Below are 18,979 nucleotides of genomic sequence, written 5' to 3'. Positions count from 1 at the left end.
CCCGGGGTGTCGTTCCCGGCGGTGGCGGCTGGCTGATCGGTCCAACCAACAGCTTTGCAAATGCTCGTTGCCGCGCTTGAAACCGCCGGATATGGTGAGGCGGAACTGGATAAAAGTTGCCAAGACAACCGGTTCAGGGGACACCGTTCGGTTAGAGCGCCGCGCGTCCGTTGGACGCGCAAAGGACGCTCTAGGACTTTGAACTACACATCGTGCTTTTCGAAAATCGATTCCGATTTTCGGGCCGATGTGGCAAGAGAACGCCACAAGCCTGGGCCGGGAACTCAGGTCAGCAAAACAGGGAACAATCAAAATGATGATGGAAAAGTTTGCTCTACGCTCCCGCTTCTTGCTCGCGGGCGCAGCCATGTCAGCGCTGCTTCTGGCCGGCGCGCCGGCCTTTGCGGTCACGCCCGCCGACACGCTGGTCGAGGGTTTCGCCATCGACGACATCATCTCCATGGATCCGGGCGAGGCGTTCGAGCTGTCGACCGCCGAGGTCACCGGCAACACCTACGATCTTCTTGTCCGCCTCGATCTCAGCGATACCTCCAAGGTCAAGGGCGATCTCGCCGAAAGCTGGAGCGTCTCCGACGACGGCCTGACCTACACTTTCAAGCTCAAGCCCGGCCTGAAATTTGCCTCGGGCAACCCGATCACGGCGGCGGACGTCGCCTATTCGTTCGAGCGCGCCATCAAGCTCGACAAGAGCCCGGCCTTTATCATCGGGCAGTTCGGCATCAACGGCGACAACGTCACTGAGAAGGCGAAGGCCATCGATGACACGACGTTCCAGTTCACCGTCGACAAGGCCTATGCGCCGAGCTTCGTCTTGAACTGTCTGTCGGCAACCGTCGCCTCGGTCGTCGACGCCAAGCTGGTCAAGGAGCATGTCGCGGCGGTGACGCCCAGCGACGATTACAAATACGACAACGATTTCGGCAACGCCTGGCTGAAGACCGGCTATGCCGGCTCCGGCGCCTTCAAGCTGCGCGAATGGCGGGCGAATGAGGTCGTCGTGATGGAGCGCAACGACAATTATCACGGCGAAAAGGCCAAACTTGCCCGCGTCATCTATCGCAACATGAAGGAAAGCTCGGGTCAGCGCCTGGCGCTCGAGGCCGGCGACATCGACGTTGCCCGCAATCTCGAGCCGAACGACCTCGACGCCATCGCCAAGAACGCCAATCTCACCACCACCAGCGCACCGAAGGGCACGGTCTTTTACATCAGCCTTAACCAGAAGAACCCGAACCTCGCCAAGCCTGAGGTTCGCCAGGCCTTCAAATATCTCGTCGACTACGATGCCTTGAGCTCGACCATCCTCAAGGGCATCGGCGAGATCCACCAGACCTTCCTGCCGAAAGGCGTGCTCGGCGAGCTGGACGAGAATCCGTTCACGTTCGACGTCGCCAAAGCCAAGGAACTGCTCGCCAAGGCCGGCCTCGCCGACGGCTTCAGCGTTACCATGGACGTACGCAGCACCCAGCCAGTGACCGGCATGGCGGAATCGTTTCAGCAGACGCTGGGACAGGCCGGCATCAAGCTGGAGATCATTCCCGGCGACGGCAAGCAGACGCTGACCAAATACCGCGCCCGTAACCACGACATCTATATCGGCCAGTGGGGCCAGGATTATTTCGATCCGAACTCCAATGCCCAGACCTTCGCCAGCAACCCCGACAATTCGGATGAAGGCAAGACCAAGACCCTGGCCTGGCGCAACGCCTGGGACATCCCGGAATTGAACAAAGAAACCGAGGCGGCTCTGCTCGAGAAGGATGCGGCCAAGCGCGCCGCAATGTACCAGGATCTGCAGAAGAAGGTCCTCGAAACCAGTCCTTTCATCATCATCCACCAGCAGCTGGAAGTGGCCGGCCTGCGCAAGAACCTCAAAGGCTTTGCGCTCGGCCCGAGCTTCGACACCAACTTCGTCGGCCAGATCTCCAAGGAGTGATATCGGCGGACTTGCCGCATGAGCACTGTTGAAAGCGAAGCGACGGCAGGGCGCGGCAGCGCCCGTGCTGTCGCTGTCGCGTCGGCGATCGCCCGCTTCCTGGTCATCGCGATAACCACCTATCTCGGTCTTCTCGCGGTGACCTTCTTCATCGGGCGGGTCATCCCGATCGACCCGGTGCTGGCGGTGCTCGGCGACCGGGCGCCGGCCAATGTCGTCGAGCGCACCCGCCGCGAAATGGGTCTCGACCTGCCGCTGATCGAGCAGTTCTACATCTATGTGAAGAATGCCCTGAACGGTAATTTCGGCACGTCGGTGCTGACCACCAATCCTGTCATGACCGACATCCGCCGCGCCTTTCCCGCTACGATCGAACTGGCGACGCTGGGGACGCTGATCGGTGCATTCCTCGGTGTGCCGCTCGGCGTGCTGGCCGCGGTCCGGCGCGGCAGCATCATCGACCAGATCGTCCGCATCATCGGCCTGGTCGGCTACTCTGTGCCGATCTTCTGGCTGGGGCTGCTGGCGCTTGTGCTGTTCTACGCCAGGCTGCAATGGGTGGCTTTTCCCGGCCGCCTCGACATCGTCTATGAATATACCTTCACGCCGATCACCGGCTTTTATCTCTTGGATGCGCTGTGGCTGCGACGGTGGGATGTATTTGGTGATGCCTTCCGCCACATCATTCTGCCGGCCTCGCTGCTTGGCTATTTCTCGCTCGCCTATATCAGCCGCATGACGCGGTCGTTCATGCTGAACGAGCTTGCACAGGAGTATATTGTGGGGGCGCGCGCCAAGGGCCTGTCGGAAACGCGCATCATCTGGGGCCACGCGCTGCGCAACGCAGCGGTGCCGATGGTCACCGTGATTGCGCTTTCCTATGCCGGCCTGCTCGAAGGCTCGGTGCTGACTGAAACGGTGTTCTCCTGGCCCGGCATCGGTCTCTACATCACCAATTCCCTGCAGAATGCCGACATGAACGCCGTGCTCGGCGGCACCATCGTCATCGGCTCGGTCTTCATCGGCATCAACCTTCTGTCCGACCTGCTCTACCGGGTGCTCGATCCGAGGACCAAAGTGAGATGACTGCAGAAGCGATACAAAGCCGTCGCGACTGGTTGCTCAGCGAGCGGCCGGCGTCGCGCATGCAGGCCAGGCTTGGCCGCGCCTATGTGGCGTGGCGGCGCTTTTCCGCTAATCGGCTGGCATTTATCGGTCTGCTCATTATCCTTGCCCTGCTGATCGTCGCAGCATTTGCCGATGTGCTGGCGCCCTATTCGCCGACATTCGGCGATCTCAAGGGTTCGCGCCTGCTGGCACCGAGCGCCGAGCATTGGTTCGGTACCGACGACCTCGGTCGCGACATTCTTTCGCGCATCATCTTCGGTTCGCGATGGACGCTCTACGTCGTCATTCTCGTCGCCATCATCGCCGCCCCTATCGGCCTGCTGGTCGGCACGGTCGCCGGCTATGCCGGCGGCTGGATCGATGCGGTCCTGATGCGCATCACCGACATCTTTCTGGCGTTTCCGAAACTGATCCTGGCGCTGGCCTTCGTCGCGGCACTTGGCCCCGGCATCGAGAATGCGGTGCTCGCCATCGCCGTCACCTCATGGCCGCCCTACGCCCGCATCGCGCGCGCCGAAACGCTGACGGTGCGCAATTCGGATTACATCAAGGCGGTGCAGCTGATGGGTGCTTCGCCGTTCCGCATCGTGCTTCGCCACATCATGCCGCTCTGCATATCCTCGCTGATCATCAGGGTGACGCTCGACATGGCCGGTATCATCCTGACCGCGGCCGGCCTCGGCTTCCTCGGCCTCGGCGCGCAACCGCCATTGCCGGAATGGGGCGCGATGATCGCGTCGGGCCGCCGCTTCGTGCTCGACCAGTGGTGGGTGGCCGGTGCACCGGGTTTTGCCATCCTCATCGTTAGCCTCGGCTTCAACCTGCTCGGTGACGGCTTGCGCGACGCGCTCGACCCCCGGAGTGGTGACCAATGAGCGGCGGCCAATGAGCGGCGACCCAATGAGCACCCTGCTGGAGGTCGACGATCTGCGCGTCACCTTTCCGACGCGTACCGGCCTGATCGAGGCGGTGCGCGGCGTCTCCTTCTCGCTTGGCCGCGAACGGCTCGGCATCGTCGGCGAGAGCGGTTCCGGCAAGTCGCAGACCGGCCGCGCCATCATGGCCCTGACCCCGCCGCAGGCCGAGGTCACTGCCAACAAACTCGCCTTCGACGGCATCGATCTGCTCGCGGCCCCGCCCCGCGATCGCCGGGCGCTGCGCGGCAAGCGCATCGCCATGATCCTGCAGGATCCGAAATACTCGCTCGACCCGGTGATGAGCATCGGCCGCCAGATCGTCGAGACGCTGCGCACGCATGAGAAGGTCGACAAGGCCGAAGCCCGCGACCGCGCGCTCGCCATGCTGGAGGCGGTGCAGATCCGCGATCCCTCCCGTGTCTTCGACCTGCATCCGCACGAGGTTTCGGGCGGCATGGGCCAGCGCGCCATGATCGCCATGATGCTGATCGCCGGGCCGGAAATGATGATTGCCGACGAGCCGACTTCGGCGCTCGACGTCACCGTGCAACTCGACGTGCTCGGCATTCTCGACAGGCTGGTCAGGGAGCGCGGCATGGGGCTGATCTTCATCTCGCACGACCTGCGCCTGGTCTCGTCATTCTGCGACCGGGTGATTGTCATGTATGCCGGCAAGGTGGTCGAGCAACTGACAGCGTCGGAACTCGGCCGCGCCCAACATCCCTATACGCGCGGCCTGCTCAACTGCATGCCCAAGATCGGCGCCGACCGTCACCCGCTGCCGGTGCTCGACCGCAAGCCGGAGTGGGCGGCATGACGGCGGCGCTCTCCGTCGACAGGCTGGAGGTGGTCTTCGACCGGTTTCGTGCGCTGAAGGGCGTCAGCCTCGAGGTGCAATCCGGCGAATCCTTCGGCCTGGTCGGCGAATCCGGCTCCGGCAAATCGACGCTGCTCAGAGCAATAGCCGGCCTCGCTCCGGCCGCTTCGGGCACCATCGCCGTCAACGGCAAGACGCTCGGCGCGCGCCGCGACAAGGCTTTTTATCGCGAAGTGCAAATGGTCTTCCAGGACCCCTATGGCTCGCTGCATCCTCGCCAGACCGTCGACCGCCTGCTGCAGGAGCCGCTCGCCATCCACGGCTTTGCCGATGGCGAAAAGCGCATCCAGCGGGCGCTGGACGAAGTCGGGCTCGGCACCGGCTTCCGCTTCCGCTATTCGCATCAATTGTCGGGCGGCCAGCGCCAGCGCGTGGCAATCGCCCGCGCCTTGATCCTCGAACCGTCAATCCTGCTGCTTGACGAGCCGACCTCGGCGCTCGACGCTTCGGTGCAGGCCGAAGTGCTGAACCTCTTGGAGGAGATCCGGCGGCGGCGCAAGCTGACCTTCCTGATGGTCAGCCACGACCTCGCCATCATCACCCATATGTGCGAGCGGCTAATGGTGATGCAGAACGGCGAGGCGGTCGAGCACCTCACAGCGGACGACCTCGTCGAGCGCCGCGTGACCGAGGATTACACGCGCAACCTGCTGAGGGCCAGCGATGGGTTCGTGCGGACGGCTTGAGCAGCTCAAACTTTGCACTTGCCCGATGGTGACGGCAGGCCCAATGACCCGGTGCTGGTGCCAACTTGAGGAATATATGAAATAACGCCAGAAGACATCTGAGCCACCATCAACGAGAACGGGCGCTGGCCCGGCGAAGGACATCATGAAGAACTCAGCCATTTCCGAACGCAAGAACCAGTCGATCTCGCGCGGCGTCGGCATGACCACGCAGATCTATGCCGACCGCGCCGAGAACTCGGAAATCTGGGATGTCGAAGGCCGCCGCTACATCGACTTCTCGTCCGGCATCGCCGTCGTCAACACCGGCCATCGCCATCCCAAGGTGATAGAAGCGGTCAAGGCGCAGCTCGACCGCTTCACCCACACCTGCCACCAGGTGGTGCCCTATGAGAGCTATGTCAGGCTGGCCGAACGGCTGAACGGCATGCTGCCGGGCAAGTTCGACAAGAAGACGATCTTCGTCACCACCGGCGCCGAGGCGGTGGAGAACGCCATCAAGATCGCCCGTAACGCCACCGGCCGGCCGGCGGTCATCGCCTTTGCCGGCGGCTTCCACGGCCGCACCTTCATGGGCATGGCGCTGACCGGCAAGGTCGTGCCCTACAAGGTCGGCTTCGGCGCCATGCCGGCCGATGTTTTCCACGCGCCGTTCCCGGTGGCGCTGCACGGCATCTCGGTCGCCGATTCACTGGCCGCGCTCGACCGGCTGTTCAAGGCCGATGTCGATCCGGCCCGCGTCGCCGCCATCATCGTCGAGCCGGTGCAGGGCGAGGGCGGCTTCTACGAGGCGCCGCGCGACTTCATGACGGCACTGCGCAAGATCTGCGACCAGCACGGCATGCTGTTGATCGCCGATGAGGTGCAGACCGGCTTTGCCCGCACCGGAAAGATGTTCGCCATGGATCATCACGAGGTGGCGCCCGATATCACCACCATGGCCAAGAGCCTGGCCGGCGGCTTTCCGCTGTCGGCGGTCACCGGCCGCGCCGAGATCATGGATGCGCCGAACCCCGGCGGGCTTGGCGGCACCTATGGCGGCAGCCCGATCGGCGTCGCCGCGGCACATGCGGTGCTCGACATCATCGACGAGGAAAAGCTCTGCGACCGCGCCAACGCGCTGGGCGCGCGGCTGAAGCAGCGGCTGCAATCGATCCGCGACGACGCGCCGGAGATCGTCGATATCCGAGGTCCCGGCTTCATGAACGCGGTCGAGTTCAACGACGTAAAGAAAGGCTTGCCGTCGGCCGAGATCGCCAATGCCGTCCGGCTCAAGGCGCTCGACAAGGGCCTGATCCTGCTCACCTGCGGCGTCTACGGCAACGTCATCCGTTTCCTGGCGCCGATCACCATCCAGGACGGCATCATGAACGAAGCGCTCGATGTCCTGGAAAGCTCGATCCGCGAGGTCCGCGCCGCCTGACCCTCGCCTTCTTGGGATGTGTTGAGATTCAGGTCAGGCCGAGCCGAGAATGGTGGGTTCCGAGAACCGGAACGGAGCGGACATTTGGGTCCGTGAGTACCGGAAGCGTAGGAAACCACCGTTCGCAGGCCGGCATCACCTAAATAACACCATATCCTATTCAGCGGCGCGGACAGGCTCTACCTGCTGGAAGGCGGCGAGCGCCGCCTTCAGTCCGTCCGGCCCCGTCGCAACGGTCTGCGGCGTCGGCGAGAAGCCGGCGCCGAGCATCTTGCGGCCAAGCATATGGTCGCCCGGCCGGTTGACCGATTCGATGCCGAGCAGCCGATTTCCGGCGTAGTGATAAATGGAGAATCTGTTCTCGTTGACGTCGCCCAGCACGACATGGCTGTCGCCGCCCGAAATCAGGCCGACCATCTGCAGCTTCATGTCGCCGATATCGGACCAGAACCATGGCACCGCCGCAAAGGCGTCCGCATGGCCGACGATGGTGCGCGCGGCAAGACGCGCCTGGTCGGTCGCATTCTGCACCGATTCCAGCCGCACGTCGCCGCCGGTGAGCCAGTGCCGGTAGGAGGCGGCATCGCCGATGGCGAGGATTTCGGGCACCGACGTGCGCATCTGCTGGTCGACGCGGATGCCGTTGGCGATGGCGATTCCTGCGGCTTGCGCCAGTTCGACATTCGGCACGACGCCGATGCCGGTGATGACCATTTGCGCCGGCAGCCGCTCACCTGATGTGGTGATCGCCGCCGCGACATGGCCGTGTTCGCCTTCAAGCCGCGCAATCGTGGTGCCGGTGAGGATGCGCACACCGGTCGCTTCCAGCCGTTGCCGCACGTGCCTCGCGATGACCGGCGCTACCGCCCGGCCGAGCAGCCGGTCGACCGCCTCGACCACGGTGACCTTGCGGCCGGCTGCTTTGAGCGTCGCGGCGATCTCCAGTCCGATGAAGCCGCCGCCGAGGATGACGACATCCTCGCTCTGCGCGCTCAACGCGCGGATCAGCCGCGCGTCGGCGAGCGAGCGCAGCGACACCACGCCTGAAAGCTCCGAACCCGGCAGCGGCAGGATGCGCGGCCGCGAACCGGTCGCCAGGATCAGTCGGTCGAAAGGCAGCACGCCGCCACCTGATAGCTCCAGCCTGCGTCCGCCGGCATCGATGCGGTCGACCCTGATGCCCGGCCGGTAGTCGATGGTACTGCCGGTATAAAAGGCCTCGCCGCGCAGCGGCTGCGGTTTGGCCTCTTGATCCTTGATGAAGGTCTTCGACAGCGGCGGCTTGTGATAGGGCAGTTCGTTCTCGTCGCCGACGAGGATCACGGGTCCGTCGTAACCGTCGTCGCGCAGGCTGGCGGCCGCTTGCACGCCCGCATGACCCGCACCGACAATGACCACACCGTTTTTCATCGCAGCCCCAATTTCCTCATCCCCAATTCTCGTCCAAGTCTAGGACGTCTCGCCAAGTGGCAATTGTCTGACCCCGCCGCAAGACCACCTTTGCGGGTCGCACCCGGAATGGCGTCCATCAATAGTGCTGTTAATGACGACAAGGTAAAATGCGGCTAAAGTTGACACTTCCAGTTTAGAATAATTCTAAACTGTTGTTTCGATTGGCTTTTCTCTCTGAAATTGGTTGACTTCCGCCGCCTTCATCGCTTTATGGATGCTTGCGTGTCAAGCGCATCCCTTTGATGTCTGGGCCTTGAACCCTTTCGATTGGAGGCATTTCGATGTCTTTCTTCCGCAAACCGCGCTATGCCGCGGCCTGTTTCTCGGCCAATGGCATGGACCTGCCTTGGTGCCGATTCCCTGCCGACGCGCCTTTGATGCCGGCATTTCACTGAATTCCGAGGAGATGACAATCATGAGAGCGATGATCACGGCACGATATGGCAGGCTCGCCGCGATCGGCGCCACGGCGGCATTGACGGCGGCGATATTCGTGCTGCCGGCCAAGGCGGAAACCGATGCCAAGGCTGTCATCAAGACCTATTCCGACATTGCGCTCGCCAAATATGAGGATTCGCTGACGACGGCGCAGGCGCTCGACAAGGCCGTCGACGCGCTGCTTGCCAAGCCTTCGGTGGAAACGCTGACTGCCGCCCGCGAGGCCTGGAAGGCGTCGCGTGTTCCCTATCAGCAGACCGAAGTCTACCGCTTCGGCAACGCCATCGTCGACGACTGGGAAGGCAAGGTGAACGCCTGGCCGCTGGACGAAGGCCTGATCGACTATGTCGCCGCCGGCTACGGCACCGAGTCGGATGCGAATGCGCTCTACACCGCCAATGTGATCGCCAACAAGTCGATTGAGGTCGACGGCAAGAAGATCGACGCCACCAATCTTACTCCGGAGTTCCTCTCCGGCACGTTGCAGGAAGCCGGCGGCATCGAGGCCAATGTGGCGACCGGCTACCACGCCATCGAATTCCTGCTGTGGGGCCAGGACTTGCACGGCACCGGTCCGGGCTCCGGCGAACGGCCCTACACGGACTATGACGTTGCCAACTGCACCGGCGGCAATTGCGATCGGCGCGCGCAGTACCTGAAGTCGGCCAGCGACCTTCTGGTTTCCGATCTGCAGGACATGGTCAACGAGTGGAAGGATGGCGGCGCCGCCCGCAAGAACCTTGTCGATGGCGAGCCGAAAACCGGCATCTCGACCATCCTCACCGGCATGGGCTCGCTGTCTTATGGCGAACTCGCCGGCGAGCGCATGAAGCTCGGCCTGCTGCTGCACGATCCGGAAGAGGAGCATGACTGCTTCTCCGACAATACCTACGACTCCCATCTCTACGATGCCGTCGGCGTTCGCACCGCCTATCGTGGCAGCTATACGCGTCTCGACGGCACCATCGTCGAAGGCCCCTCGGTATCCGACATGGTCAAGGAGGCCGATCCGGCGATCGACAAGGAACTGGCGGACAAGCTCGATGTCACCGTCGCCAAGATGGAAGCCATCAAGGCGCGGGCGCTTGGCGGCGAGGCTTATGACCAGCAGATCGGCGAAGGCAACACGGAAGGCAACGCCACCGTGCAAGCGGCGATCGACGCGCTGGTCGACCAGACCAAGTCGATCGAACGCGCCGTCGGCACCCTGAAACTCAATGCCATCGCCTTCGAGGGTTCGGATAGCCTCGATGCGCCAGACAAGGTGTTCCAGTAAGGCGCAAGCGCCTCGAGCACGATCCCGAATCGAAGGTCCGCGTAAAGAAAAGTGGAAATCGGTTTTCCGTTCGATTGAGAAAATAAGCCAAACGGCGCCGAGCACGCGCCGTCAGCCATACAGAGCAAATAATGCTGATCTGCCATTGCAACATCATCACCGAGAAGGAGATTGAGCAGACGATCGTCGGGCTGCTGGATCAGGATCCCTGGCAACTTATCGTGCCGGCGAAGATCTATCATGCCATGCAGAAGCGTGGTCGCTGTTGCGGCTGCTTCCCAAATGTGGTCGAAACGATCATTCGGGTAACCGAAAATTACCACGCCCGCTCGGAGGCGAGCGGCGTGGATGTCGTTTCACACCTGGATCGCGTCAGAGGCCTGCGCGTCCAATACGGGAGCAGAACCCATGAAAGGCGAACAACAGATTATAGAGCGGCTTAACGAGGCTCTATTTCTGGAACTTGGAGCGGTCAATCAGTACTGGGTGCATTTCCGGCTGCTGGAAGACTGGGGCTACGCCAAGCTGGCGAAGAAGGAACGCGCGGAATCGATCGAGGAGATGCACCATGCCGACCGGCTCGTGGCCCGCATCATCTTCCTTGAAGGTCATCCGAACCTGCAGTCGGTAGCGCCGCTGCGCATCGGCCAGAATGTCAAGGAAGTGCTCGAATCCGATCTCGCCGGCGAATATGACGCGCGCACCGCCTACAAGCGTTCGCGCGAGATTTGCGAAGAAGCAGGCGACTACGTGACGATGAAGCTGTTCGAGGATCTGCTGTCCGACGAGGAAGGTCACATCGACTTCCTCGAGACGCAACTCGACCTGCTCGCCTCGATCGGCGAGGAAAAATATGGCCAGCTCAACGCCGCATCGGCCGACGAGGCGGATTAGGGACATGCGGGAATGCGGCGCCCCTTAGGTTTCTTGCGCCGCTTGCGGCGGGCCGAGGGTTGCGGCCTGCCGTCCCAGCAAAAACCGCGATACAGTTGGCTTCGCGGGCTTTCGTTTGCCGTGGTGGTCGCGCTGACGGCCTCGGCGCTGGCCGGCGCGTCCGAACCAGCGGGCCTCGCCACCAGTCGTACCGATCTGACGCCGAAGGATCTGGCGCGCGTCATCGCCATCACCAGGCCGACCAAGGATTTTTCCAGGCCCGAGCAGTTCGAGCCGATGCAGGGCGGCGCCGGCACGTCACGGAAAGATGCCAACAAGGACGCTTTCTCGCAATCTTCCGCCAATATCACCTTCGAGGAAGAAGGCACCTTCAAGCTCGGCAATGCCCTTTTCCGCAAGAACTGGGTTTCGTCGCCCTCGTCGACGCAGGCGTCGGACGGGCTTGGGCCGCTGTTCAACGAGCGGGCGTGCCAGAATTGCCATCTGAAGGACGGTCGCGGTCGTCCGCCGGAAGGCGACAGCGGTACCACCTCGATGTTCCTGCGGCTGGCGCGGCAGGCGAGCACCGATGAGGAGAAAGCAGCGCTGGCCGCCCGCAAGGTGCTCAACTTCCCAGATCCGGTCTACGGCTCGCAATTGCAGGGCCTGGCCGTGCCGGGTCTTCGGGGCGAAGGCCGGATGCGTGTCGACTATCAGGAGCAGAAAGTCACGCTGCCGGACGGTACCGTGGTTTGGCTGCGCAAGCCGAGCTATTCGGTCGATGATCTTGCCAACGGGCCGCTCGATCCGCACACGACGCTTTCGCCGCGCATGACGCCGCCGATGATCGGCCTCGGCCTGGTCGAGCAGATCGCACCGGCGGACATTCTCGCCCATGCCGATCCGGACGATCGGAACAGTGACGGCATCTCCGGCAAGCCCAACATCGTGCGCGATGGCCAGAGCGGCGAACTGACGCTCGGCCGCTTCGGCTGGAAGGCGCAGACGCCGTCGATCCGCCAGCAAGCGGCGGACGCATTCGCCGGTGACATCGGCATTTCGACGCTGGAAGTGCCAAACCACTGGGGCGATTGCACCGCGGCCGAAAAGACCTGCCTTGCCATGCCCAACGGCGTGCAGGAGCGCCTCGGCCCGGTCGAGGCGCCGCCGCCGGTCATGGACCTCGTCACCTTCTATTCGCAAAACCTCGCCGTGCCGGCGCGGCGCGATCTCGACGAGCCCGATGTGCTGGCCGGCAAGAAGCTGTTCTACGACATGGGCTGCATTTCCTGCCATACGCCGAAATTCGTCACCCGCCGCGGCACGCCCAACAAGGCGCAGGCCTTCCAGCTTATCTGGCCCTATTCCGATTTTCTGCTGCATGACATGGGGCCAGGTCTCGCCGATGGGCAAGCGGTGGGCGAGGCTACCGGCAGCGAATGGCGCACGCCGCCGCTGTGGGGCAGCGGACTTACCCAGACCGTCAACGGCAACAGCTTCTTCCTGCATGACGGGCGCGCGCGCACCCTGGCCGAGGCGATCCTGTGGCATGGCGGCGAGGGGCAGAAGGCGCGCGACCGCTTTGCCGCCGCCGATGCGGCCGATCGCGACGCGTTGGTCAAGTTCCTGGAGTCGTTCTGATGTCGAAGCGTCTCGCGCTTGTCCTGGTTCTCCCGCTGGTCCTCGCCGGCGCGTTGCCGGCATCCGCGGCGGCAAAGGCCTCCGATGTGATCCAGCAGGCCATCGACGGCTTTGTCCGCCCGGCCTATGCACGGCTGCATGAGCATGCGGACAGCCTGACCAAGGCGATGCGCAGGCTTTGCGACGCGCCTTCGCAGGACCATCTCGATGCGGCGCGCGCCGAATTCTCCGGTACCGTGGATGCCTGGTCGGTCGTCGAGATCATCCGCATCGGACCGATCACGCAGAACAACCGGCTGGAGCGCATGCTGTTCTGGCCGGACCGCAAGAGCATCGGCCTGAGGCAGGTCCAGGCGGCGCTGGCCAATAAAGATCGCACCGCCGCCGATCCAGCCCAGCTGGCGACAAAGAGCGTCGCAATGCAAGGGCTCGGCGCGCTGGAGTTCGTGCTTTACGGCGATAGCGCCGAGCGGCTCGCCGGTAAGGACGATCCCTATCGCTGTGCTTACGGCGCGGCCGTCGCTGGCAACATCGAAACGATTGCCGCCGAGGTCAGCGACGCCTGGAACAAGCCCGACGGTTTTGCCGCACTTTGGGCCAATCCGGGCCCGCAAAACGCGCTCTACCGCGACGGCACCGAAGCGGTGACCGAACTGGTCGGCGTCTTCATCAACGAGCTGGAAATGGTCCGCGACGTGCGCCTAAAGGGCTTTTTGGGCGGCAATCCGCAAGCCGACAAGCCGAAACAGGCGATCTACTGGCGCTCGCAAAACACCGCGCGCTCGTTGACCGGCAATCTTTCGGGCATGGACGCGCTGTTCCAGGCGTCGCAGCTTGGCGAAGCGCTGTCGCCCGACGCGCGCTGGATGGCAGATTCGATCCACATCCAGCTCGTCAACGGGGCCGCCGACGCCACGGCCATCAGAGGTCCGATCGACAAGGCACTCGCCGACCCGGCGCTGCGTGATAGGCTCGACCATTTCTCGCTGGTGACATCCAGCCTGTCGACCCTGATCGGCACCAGGCTGACAGCCGAATTCGGCCTGACCGCTGGCTTCTCGTCGCTGGACGGAGACTAAGCATGATCCCAAAAAGTTGCCGACTTTTTGGATAAGATCATGCGGCAAAGAAACTGAGCATGATACTCGAAAGGGAGCGGACTTATCGGATGGCGTGGACGGGATCGCATGCTCTCGAGATTGGCTGAAACGCCCATCGCTTCGTCATCCTGGGGCGGAGCAAGGAGCGTAGCGACGCGGCGCAGACCCCAGGATCCATGCCGTGACCTCAGAGCGTTGCTTCGGTGCAGGGTTCTGCTTCGCCGTACTCTTCGGCTGAGATTACGGCATGGATCCTTGGGTCTCCGCGACGGAGCTTCGCTCCTGCTTCGCCCAAGGATGACGAAGTTGGGGAGGCTTCGGCCAATCCCGAACGCCTGCGATGATCCACAAGAGGACCGTCTTTTGAAAACTCCTTTGTTCGATCGCCGCGATTTCCTGCGCGCTGCCGGCGCAAGTTTTGCCTCGGCGATGGCGCCGTCCGCATGGGCAAAGACGCTTGCCGCCGACGCCGTCTTCGCCACCGCTTTCATCAAGCGCGACGGCAGCTATGGCGCGGCGATCCTGTCCGAGGCCGGCATGGTCCTGCACGCTATCGACCTGCCCGCCCGCGGTCACGACGTCACCTTCGATCCGGTGTCGAAACGCTCCGTGGTCTTCGCAAGGCAGCCCGGCACCTTCGCCGTGGTCTTCGACCACACAGGCCGCGACGAGCCACTGACCATTGCCAGCGTCAGTGGACGGCATTTCTTCGGCCACGGCGTGTTTTCGACCGACGGTGCGTTGCTTTACGCCACCGAGAATGACTTCGACAATGCCGCCGGCGTGGTCGGCGTCTACGACGCGCGTGCGAAATTCAAGCGCATCGGTGAGTTCCCGACCTACGGCATGGGCTCGCACGAGCTTCTGCTGCTAGGCGACGGCAGGACGATTGCCGTCGCCAATGGCGGCATCGAGACGCATCCGGATTTCGGCCGCGCCGAGCTCAACATCGCGACGATGAAGCCATCCTATGTACTGGTCGACCGCCTCGCCGGCGACCTCGTCGAAAAGCATGAACTGCCGCCGGCGCTGCACCAGCTGTCGATCCGTCACATGGATATCGACCGATCCGGCACGGTCTGGTTCGGCTGCCAGTACCGGGGGCCGGGCACCGATCGTCCGCTGCTGGTCGGCCGCGCCGCGCGCGGCAAGGATCTGCAACTGCTCGACATGCCGCAGGACGTGCTTTCCGGCTTCAGGAACTACATCGGCTCGGTCGCCGCCAACCCCGCCGCCGGCACCGTCGCCGTGTCCTCGCCGGAGGGCAACTCGCTTGCCGTGATCGATACGGCCAGCGGCCGGATCGTTGCCACCAACGCATTGGTCGAGGTCTGCGGCGTGGCGCCCGACGGGGCGAGCTTTATAGCTACGACGGGCGCCGGCGAAATCATCGAAGCAAGGGGCGCGACGCGGTCGGAGCCGGACTATGTCTGGGATAATCACATGCTGCGCATCGAGGAGGCCGGATAAGTGCTTCCGGTTCCCTGACGTTACGTTCGCTGGAATTACCGCGTTCAGACGAGGCCGAAGCGAAGCCGCCAACGATTTATGCATTATTTCCTTGCGGCGATGAGCCATGGCAGGCACAGGAAAATTATCTTTAGAACCCTTGTGCCCAAGCGGGTGCTCCAACCGGCCGCCTTATGAAATTGCTTGCCATCGACTGTGCCGCCAATCTTTGCGCCGCTTGCGTCTACGACACTGCGGCCGGCAAAGAGCTTGGCCGTTCGGTGCTCGATCTCGGCAAGGGCCATGCCGAGCATCTGATGGCAGTGATCGAGGAGGCGTTGAAGGCGGCCGGAACCGATTATGCCGGCCTCGGCGCCATCGCTGTCTCCACCGGCCCGGGCTCCTTCACCGGCCTGCGCGTTGGCGTGTCGGCAGCGCGCGGACTGGCGCTGGCGCTGAAAATCCCGGCGATCGGGGTGACGACGCTGGAAGCCCTGGCGACGGAGGCGGAAGCGGCATTCCCCGGCCGCGCCGTGTTGGCGGCACTCGACGCCGGACGCGAGGAAATCCACGCGGCATTTTACGACGAGGGGCCGGTTCTGCGCTATGGTCCGGCGGTGACCACGCTTTCGCAAGCCGTCGCCATGGTGGTTGACGGTTCTCCGGTTCTTGCCGGCACGGCGGCAACGCAGGTCGCCGCGTCCGCGGGCCGCACCTTCGACATCGGCTCGACAAGCGCCACTGCCGAGATCGCCGTCTATGCCCGGCTGGCTGCCGCCCAAGGTGCCGGCAAAAAGGCTGAAGGCGAAAAGCCGAAACCGCTCTATCTGCGCGGCGCCGACGCCAAGCCGCAGGCCGGCTTTATCCTGTCCAGGAAGAAAGCCGGGAAGAAAAACTGATGCGCATTCCTTTCCTCCAGCCGCGCCGCAGGGACTTTGCGCTCGAGCCGCTGACGATTGCCGACAGCGCGGCCATGTCGGTGCTGCATCGCGAGGATTTCGTTCGGCCGTGGACCGATGACGAATTCGCCGCACTGCTCGAGCAGGACACGGTGTTCGGCTATGCCGCGCGCGAGACCGGACAGGGTGCCAAGCCGCCGGTCGGCTTCGTCCTGGCGCGCCTGGCTGCCGGTGAAGGCGAGATCCTGACTGTCGCGGTGGCGCGCTCCCATCGCCGCCAGGGGCTCGGCTGGCAATTGATGGATGCCGTTCTGCGCGAACTGCACGCGCAACGCGCCGAGGCGCTTTTCCTCGAGGTCGACGAGACCAACGTCGCCGCGATCGCGCTCTACCGGCGGCTGGGATTCCGCGAGGTCGGCAAGCGTGCCAACTATTACAGGTCGCCCGAGCATGGCCCGACCGGCGCGCTTGTCATGCGCCGCGATCTTCGCTAGCGCAGATTCAAAATTGCCAGAGCGTACGAAATGATCGGAAAAATCAGGATTTTCCTGGCGCTGGGCCTCGTTGTCGTCGGCTCGTTGATTCTCGTGCCGTTGCAGATCCTGTCGATGAAGACCGGGCTCTGGCGCGAGACTTTCATCCTGAAGATCTGGCACCGGCTCATCATCCGGGCGCTGGGCATGCGCATCCATGTCAAGGGGTCGCTGTCCAGCCAACGCCCGTTATTGGTTGCGTCGAATCACATCTCCTGGACCGACATCATGGTGCTGGGGTCGATGGCCGACGTGACGTTCATCGCCAGGGCCGACATGGCCGGCTGGCCGTTGATAGGCATGTTGTCGAAGCTGCAGCGTACCGTCTTCATCGAGCGCGAGCGCAAGCGTTCGTCGGGCGACCAGGCGAGCGAGATCGCCAACCGCATGGCCAAGGGCGACGCCATGGTGCTGTTTGCCGAAGGTTCGACCAGCGACGGCAACATGATCCTGCCGTTCAAGAGCACGCTGTTCGGCGCCGCCTCGATGGCGATTTCGGAAGGGGCGGCCGAAAAGGTCTTCATCCAGCCGGTGGCGATCGTCTATACGCGCCTGCATGGCGTGCCGCTCGGCCGCAGGCACCGTCCGATTGCCGCCTGGATCGGTGACGAGGATTTGATGCCGCATCTAAAGGTTCTGATGGCAGAGGGCGGGCTCGATGTCGAAGTCCATTTTGGCAAGCCGGTCGCTTTTTCCAGGGGCTCCAACCGCAAGGAAACGGCAAGGCTGATGGAAAGTCAGGTGCGTGATATGGTGCAGGCGGCGCTCGCAGATCCGCGCCCGAGCCGGTAAGCCGGAACAGGCTCACGTACTCCGTCGTTCTTTGTGCGTCCAAGAGGATACGCGGCGCTGTAGAGCAGAATCGTCTGTTTTTTGTCTGGAAAAGACGTTAGAAGCCGCCGGATGGAACTGAATACGCTAGAACGGGACGACATCGAAAGTGCGGCCGAAAGTGCGGTCGTACCATCTGCCGCGAGCAGGAAGGTCTTCGTCAAGACCTATGGCTGCCAGATGAACGTCTACGATTCGCAGCGGATGACCGACGCGCTGGCCGCCGATGGTTATGTGGCGACGGATGCCATCGGCGAGGCTGATCTGGTGCTGCTCAACACCTGCCATATCCGCGAGAAGGCGGCCGAAAAGGTCTATTCCGAACTCGGCCGCATTCGTGAGATGAAGGCCGAACGGGCTCAGGCCGGCAGCGAGATGCTAATCGGTGTCGCCGGCTGCGTGGCGCAGGCGGAGGGGGCCGAGATCATCCGCCGCTCGCCGGTCGTCGATCTGGTCATCGGCCCGCAGACCTATCATCGGCTTCCCGACGTGCTGGCACGGGTGCGCGGCGGCGAAAAGATCGTCGAAACCGACTACGCCATCGAGGACAAGTTCGAGCATCTGCCGCAGCCGAAGCGCGCCGAGATCATCAGACGCGGCGTCACCGCGTTCCTGACCGTGCAGGAGGGCTGCGACAAGTTCTGCACCTTCTGCGTCGTGCCTTATACCAGAGGCTCGGAAGTGTCGCGGCCGGTGGCGCAGATCGTCGCAGAGGCCGAGCGGCTGGCGCAAGCCGGCGTGCGCGAGGTGACGCTGCTTGGCCAAAACGTCAATGCCTGGCATGGCGAGGGAGAAAACGGCGAGGAATGGTGTCTTGGCCGCCTGCTGTTCCGGCTGGCCGAGATTCCCGGGCTGGCGCGGTTGCGCTACACCACCAGCCATCCGCGCGACATGGACGACGAACTGATCGCCGCCCATCGTGACTTGCCGACGCTGATGCCCTATCTGCATTTGCCTGTGCAATCCGGCTCCGACCGCATCCTCAAGGCGATGAACCGCAGGCATACGGCAAAGGATTATCTGACGCTGCTCGACCGGATCCGCGCCGCACGGAGCGATATCGCGCTTTCAGGCGACTTCATTGTCGGCTTTCCCGGCGAGACGGATGCGGATTTCGAGGCGACGATGGACCTTGTCCGCCAAGTGAACTATGCCTCGGCCTTCTCGTTCAAATATTCGCCGCGCCCTGGCACGCCGGGCGCGGAAATGGCCGATCATGTGCCGGAAGCCGTCAAGGACGCGCGCCTGCAGCGACTGCAGGCGCTGCTGCTGAAGCAGCAGCAGGATTTCGGCGCGAGCCTGGTCGGCAGCTCCATCGACACGCTGATCGAGAAGCCGGGCCGCCAGGCTGGCCAGAAGGTCGGCCGCTCGCCGTGGCTGCAGCCGGTTATTGTTGATGAAAAGTCCGGCGAAATCGGTGAGATTATCCAGGTACGAATCACGAAGACGGGTTACAACAGCCTGTTCGCCGAATTGGCCTGAAGGTCTCGGCAGATGAG

17 protein-coding genes are annotated in these 18,979 nt (G+C 63.3%); 16 read left to right on the top strand and 1 reads right to left on the bottom strand.

Annotation, left to right across the window (positions count from 1 at the left end):
- Positions 1-313: 313 nt before the first annotated feature.
- The 6 genes from EN807_RS00865 (at position 314) to EN807_RS00840 (ending at position 6,988) form a co-directional block, all read left to right on the top strand.
- The gene (locus tag EN807_RS00865) at positions 314-1,957 is read left to right on the top strand and encodes an ABC transporter substrate-binding protein (protein ID WP_135933517.1); all 1,644 of its coding nucleotides are present in this window, start codon (positions 314-316) and stop codon (positions 1,955-1,957) included.
- 18 nt (positions 1,958-1,975) lie between these two features.
- A complete protein-coding gene (locus EN807_RS00860) occupies positions 1,976-3,043 on the top strand; it encodes an ABC transporter permease (protein WP_135933516.1) in 1,068 nt (355 codons plus the stop codon).
- Positions 3,040-3,960 carry a nickel transporter permease gene (gene nikC, locus EN807_RS00855; protein ID WP_127315707.1) on the top strand — a complete coding sequence of 307 codons (921 nt, stop codon included), beginning with the start codon at positions 3,040-3,042 and terminating at the stop codon, positions 3,958-3,960. The genes EN807_RS00860 and nikC overlap by 4 nt, the downstream gene beginning before the upstream one ends.
- Positions 3,961-3,985: 25 nt before the next feature.
- The gene (locus EN807_RS00850; protein WP_135933515.1) at positions 3,986-4,819 is read left to right on the top strand and encodes an ABC transporter ATP-binding protein; all 834 of its coding nucleotides are present in this window, start codon (positions 3,986-3,988) and stop codon (positions 4,817-4,819) included.
- Positions 4,816-5,565 (top strand): ABC transporter ATP-binding protein, encoded by a 750-nt coding sequence (locus tag EN807_RS00845; protein WP_135933514.1) that lies wholly within the window; start codon positions 4,816-4,818, stop codon positions 5,563-5,565. The genes EN807_RS00850 and EN807_RS00845 overlap by 4 nt, the downstream gene beginning before the upstream one ends.
- Positions 5,566-5,710: 145 nt before the next feature.
- Complete coding sequence (locus tag EN807_RS00840) at positions 5,711-6,988, top strand: 4-aminobutyrate--2-oxoglutarate transaminase (protein WP_135933513.1); 1,278 nt, start codon at positions 5,711-5,713, stop codon at positions 6,986-6,988.
- Between the two features lie 156 nt (positions 6,989-7,144).
- Here EN807_RS00840 and EN807_RS00835 read toward each other — a convergent pair whose 3' ends face one another.
- The gene (locus tag EN807_RS00835) at positions 7,145-8,398 is read right to left on the bottom strand and encodes an FAD-dependent oxidoreductase (protein WP_135933512.1); all 1,254 of its coding nucleotides are present in this window, start codon (positions 8,396-8,398) and stop codon (positions 7,145-7,147) included.
- A gap of 466 nt (positions 8,399-8,864) precedes the next feature.
- Here EN807_RS00835 and EN807_RS00830 point away from each other — a divergent pair, with 466 nt between their 5' ends.
- The 10 genes from EN807_RS00830 (at position 8,865) to miaB (ending at position 18,962) form a co-directional block, all read left to right on the top strand.
- On the top strand, positions 8,865-10,154 hold the full coding sequence (locus tag EN807_RS00830) for an imelysin family protein (protein WP_189522436.1): 1,290 nt from the start codon (positions 8,865-8,867) through the stop codon (positions 10,152-10,154).
- Between the two features lie 131 nt (positions 10,155-10,285).
- A complete protein-coding gene (locus tag EN807_RS00825; protein WP_127315702.1) occupies positions 10,286-10,597 on the top strand; it encodes a (2Fe-2S)-binding protein in 312 nt (103 codons plus the stop codon).
- Positions 10,563-11,048 (top strand): bacterioferritin, encoded by a 486-nt coding sequence (gene bfr / locus EN807_RS00820; protein WP_077377191.1) that lies wholly within the window; start codon positions 10,563-10,565, stop codon positions 11,046-11,048. Before EN807_RS00825 ends, bfr begins: the two co-directional genes overlap by 35 nt.
- 12 nt (positions 11,049-11,060) lie before the next feature.
- On the top strand, positions 11,061-12,668 hold the full coding sequence (locus EN807_RS00815) for a di-heme oxidoredictase family protein (protein WP_135933511.1): 1,608 nt from the start codon (positions 11,061-11,063) through the stop codon (positions 12,666-12,668).
- The gene (locus tag EN807_RS00810; protein ID WP_135933510.1) at positions 12,668-13,747 is read left to right on the top strand and encodes an imelysin family protein; all 1,080 of its coding nucleotides are present in this window, start codon (positions 12,668-12,670) and stop codon (positions 13,745-13,747) included. Before EN807_RS00815 ends, EN807_RS00810 begins: the two co-directional genes overlap by 1 nt.
- A gap of 384 nt (positions 13,748-14,131) precedes the next feature.
- On the top strand, positions 14,132-15,238 hold the full coding sequence (locus EN807_RS00805; protein WP_135933509.1) for a DUF1513 domain-containing protein: 1,107 nt from the start codon (positions 14,132-14,134) through the stop codon (positions 15,236-15,238).
- Positions 15,239-15,411: 173 nt separating this feature from the next.
- Positions 15,412-16,116 carry a tRNA (adenosine(37)-N6)-threonylcarbamoyltransferase complex dimerization subunit type 1 TsaB gene (gene tsaB / locus EN807_RS00800; RefSeq protein ID WP_135933508.1) on the top strand — a complete coding sequence of 235 codons (705 nt, stop codon included), beginning with the start codon at positions 15,412-15,414 and terminating at the stop codon, positions 16,114-16,116.
- Positions 16,116-16,610: a ribosomal protein S18-alanine N-acetyltransferase gene (gene rimI, locus EN807_RS00795; RefSeq protein WP_123146510.1), complete on the top strand. Its 495-nt coding sequence runs from the start codon at positions 16,116-16,118 to the stop codon at positions 16,608-16,610. Before tsaB ends, rimI begins: the two co-directional genes overlap by 1 nt.
- 30 nt (positions 16,611-16,640) lie before the next feature.
- Positions 16,641-17,441 carry a 1-acyl-sn-glycerol-3-phosphate acyltransferase gene (locus EN807_RS00790; RefSeq protein WP_135933507.1) on the top strand — a complete coding sequence of 267 codons (801 nt, stop codon included), beginning with the start codon at positions 16,641-16,643 and terminating at the stop codon, positions 17,439-17,441.
- Between the two features lie 111 nt (positions 17,442-17,552).
- The gene (gene miaB / locus EN807_RS00785; RefSeq protein WP_135933506.1) at positions 17,553-18,962 is read left to right on the top strand and encodes a tRNA (N6-isopentenyl adenosine(37)-C2)-methylthiotransferase MiaB; all 1,410 of its coding nucleotides are present in this window, start codon (positions 17,553-17,555) and stop codon (positions 18,960-18,962) included.
- The last annotated feature ends 17 nt before the right edge of the window (positions 18,963-18,979 follow it).

This window comes from Mesorhizobium sp. M5C.F.Ca.ET.164.01.1.1, from assembly GCF_004792125.1.
Classification (GTDB): Bacteria; Pseudomonadota; Alphaproteobacteria; order Rhizobiales; family Rhizobiaceae; genus Mesorhizobium; species Mesorhizobium wenxiniae.
This window is presented reverse-complemented; position numbering and strand designations above follow the sequence as displayed.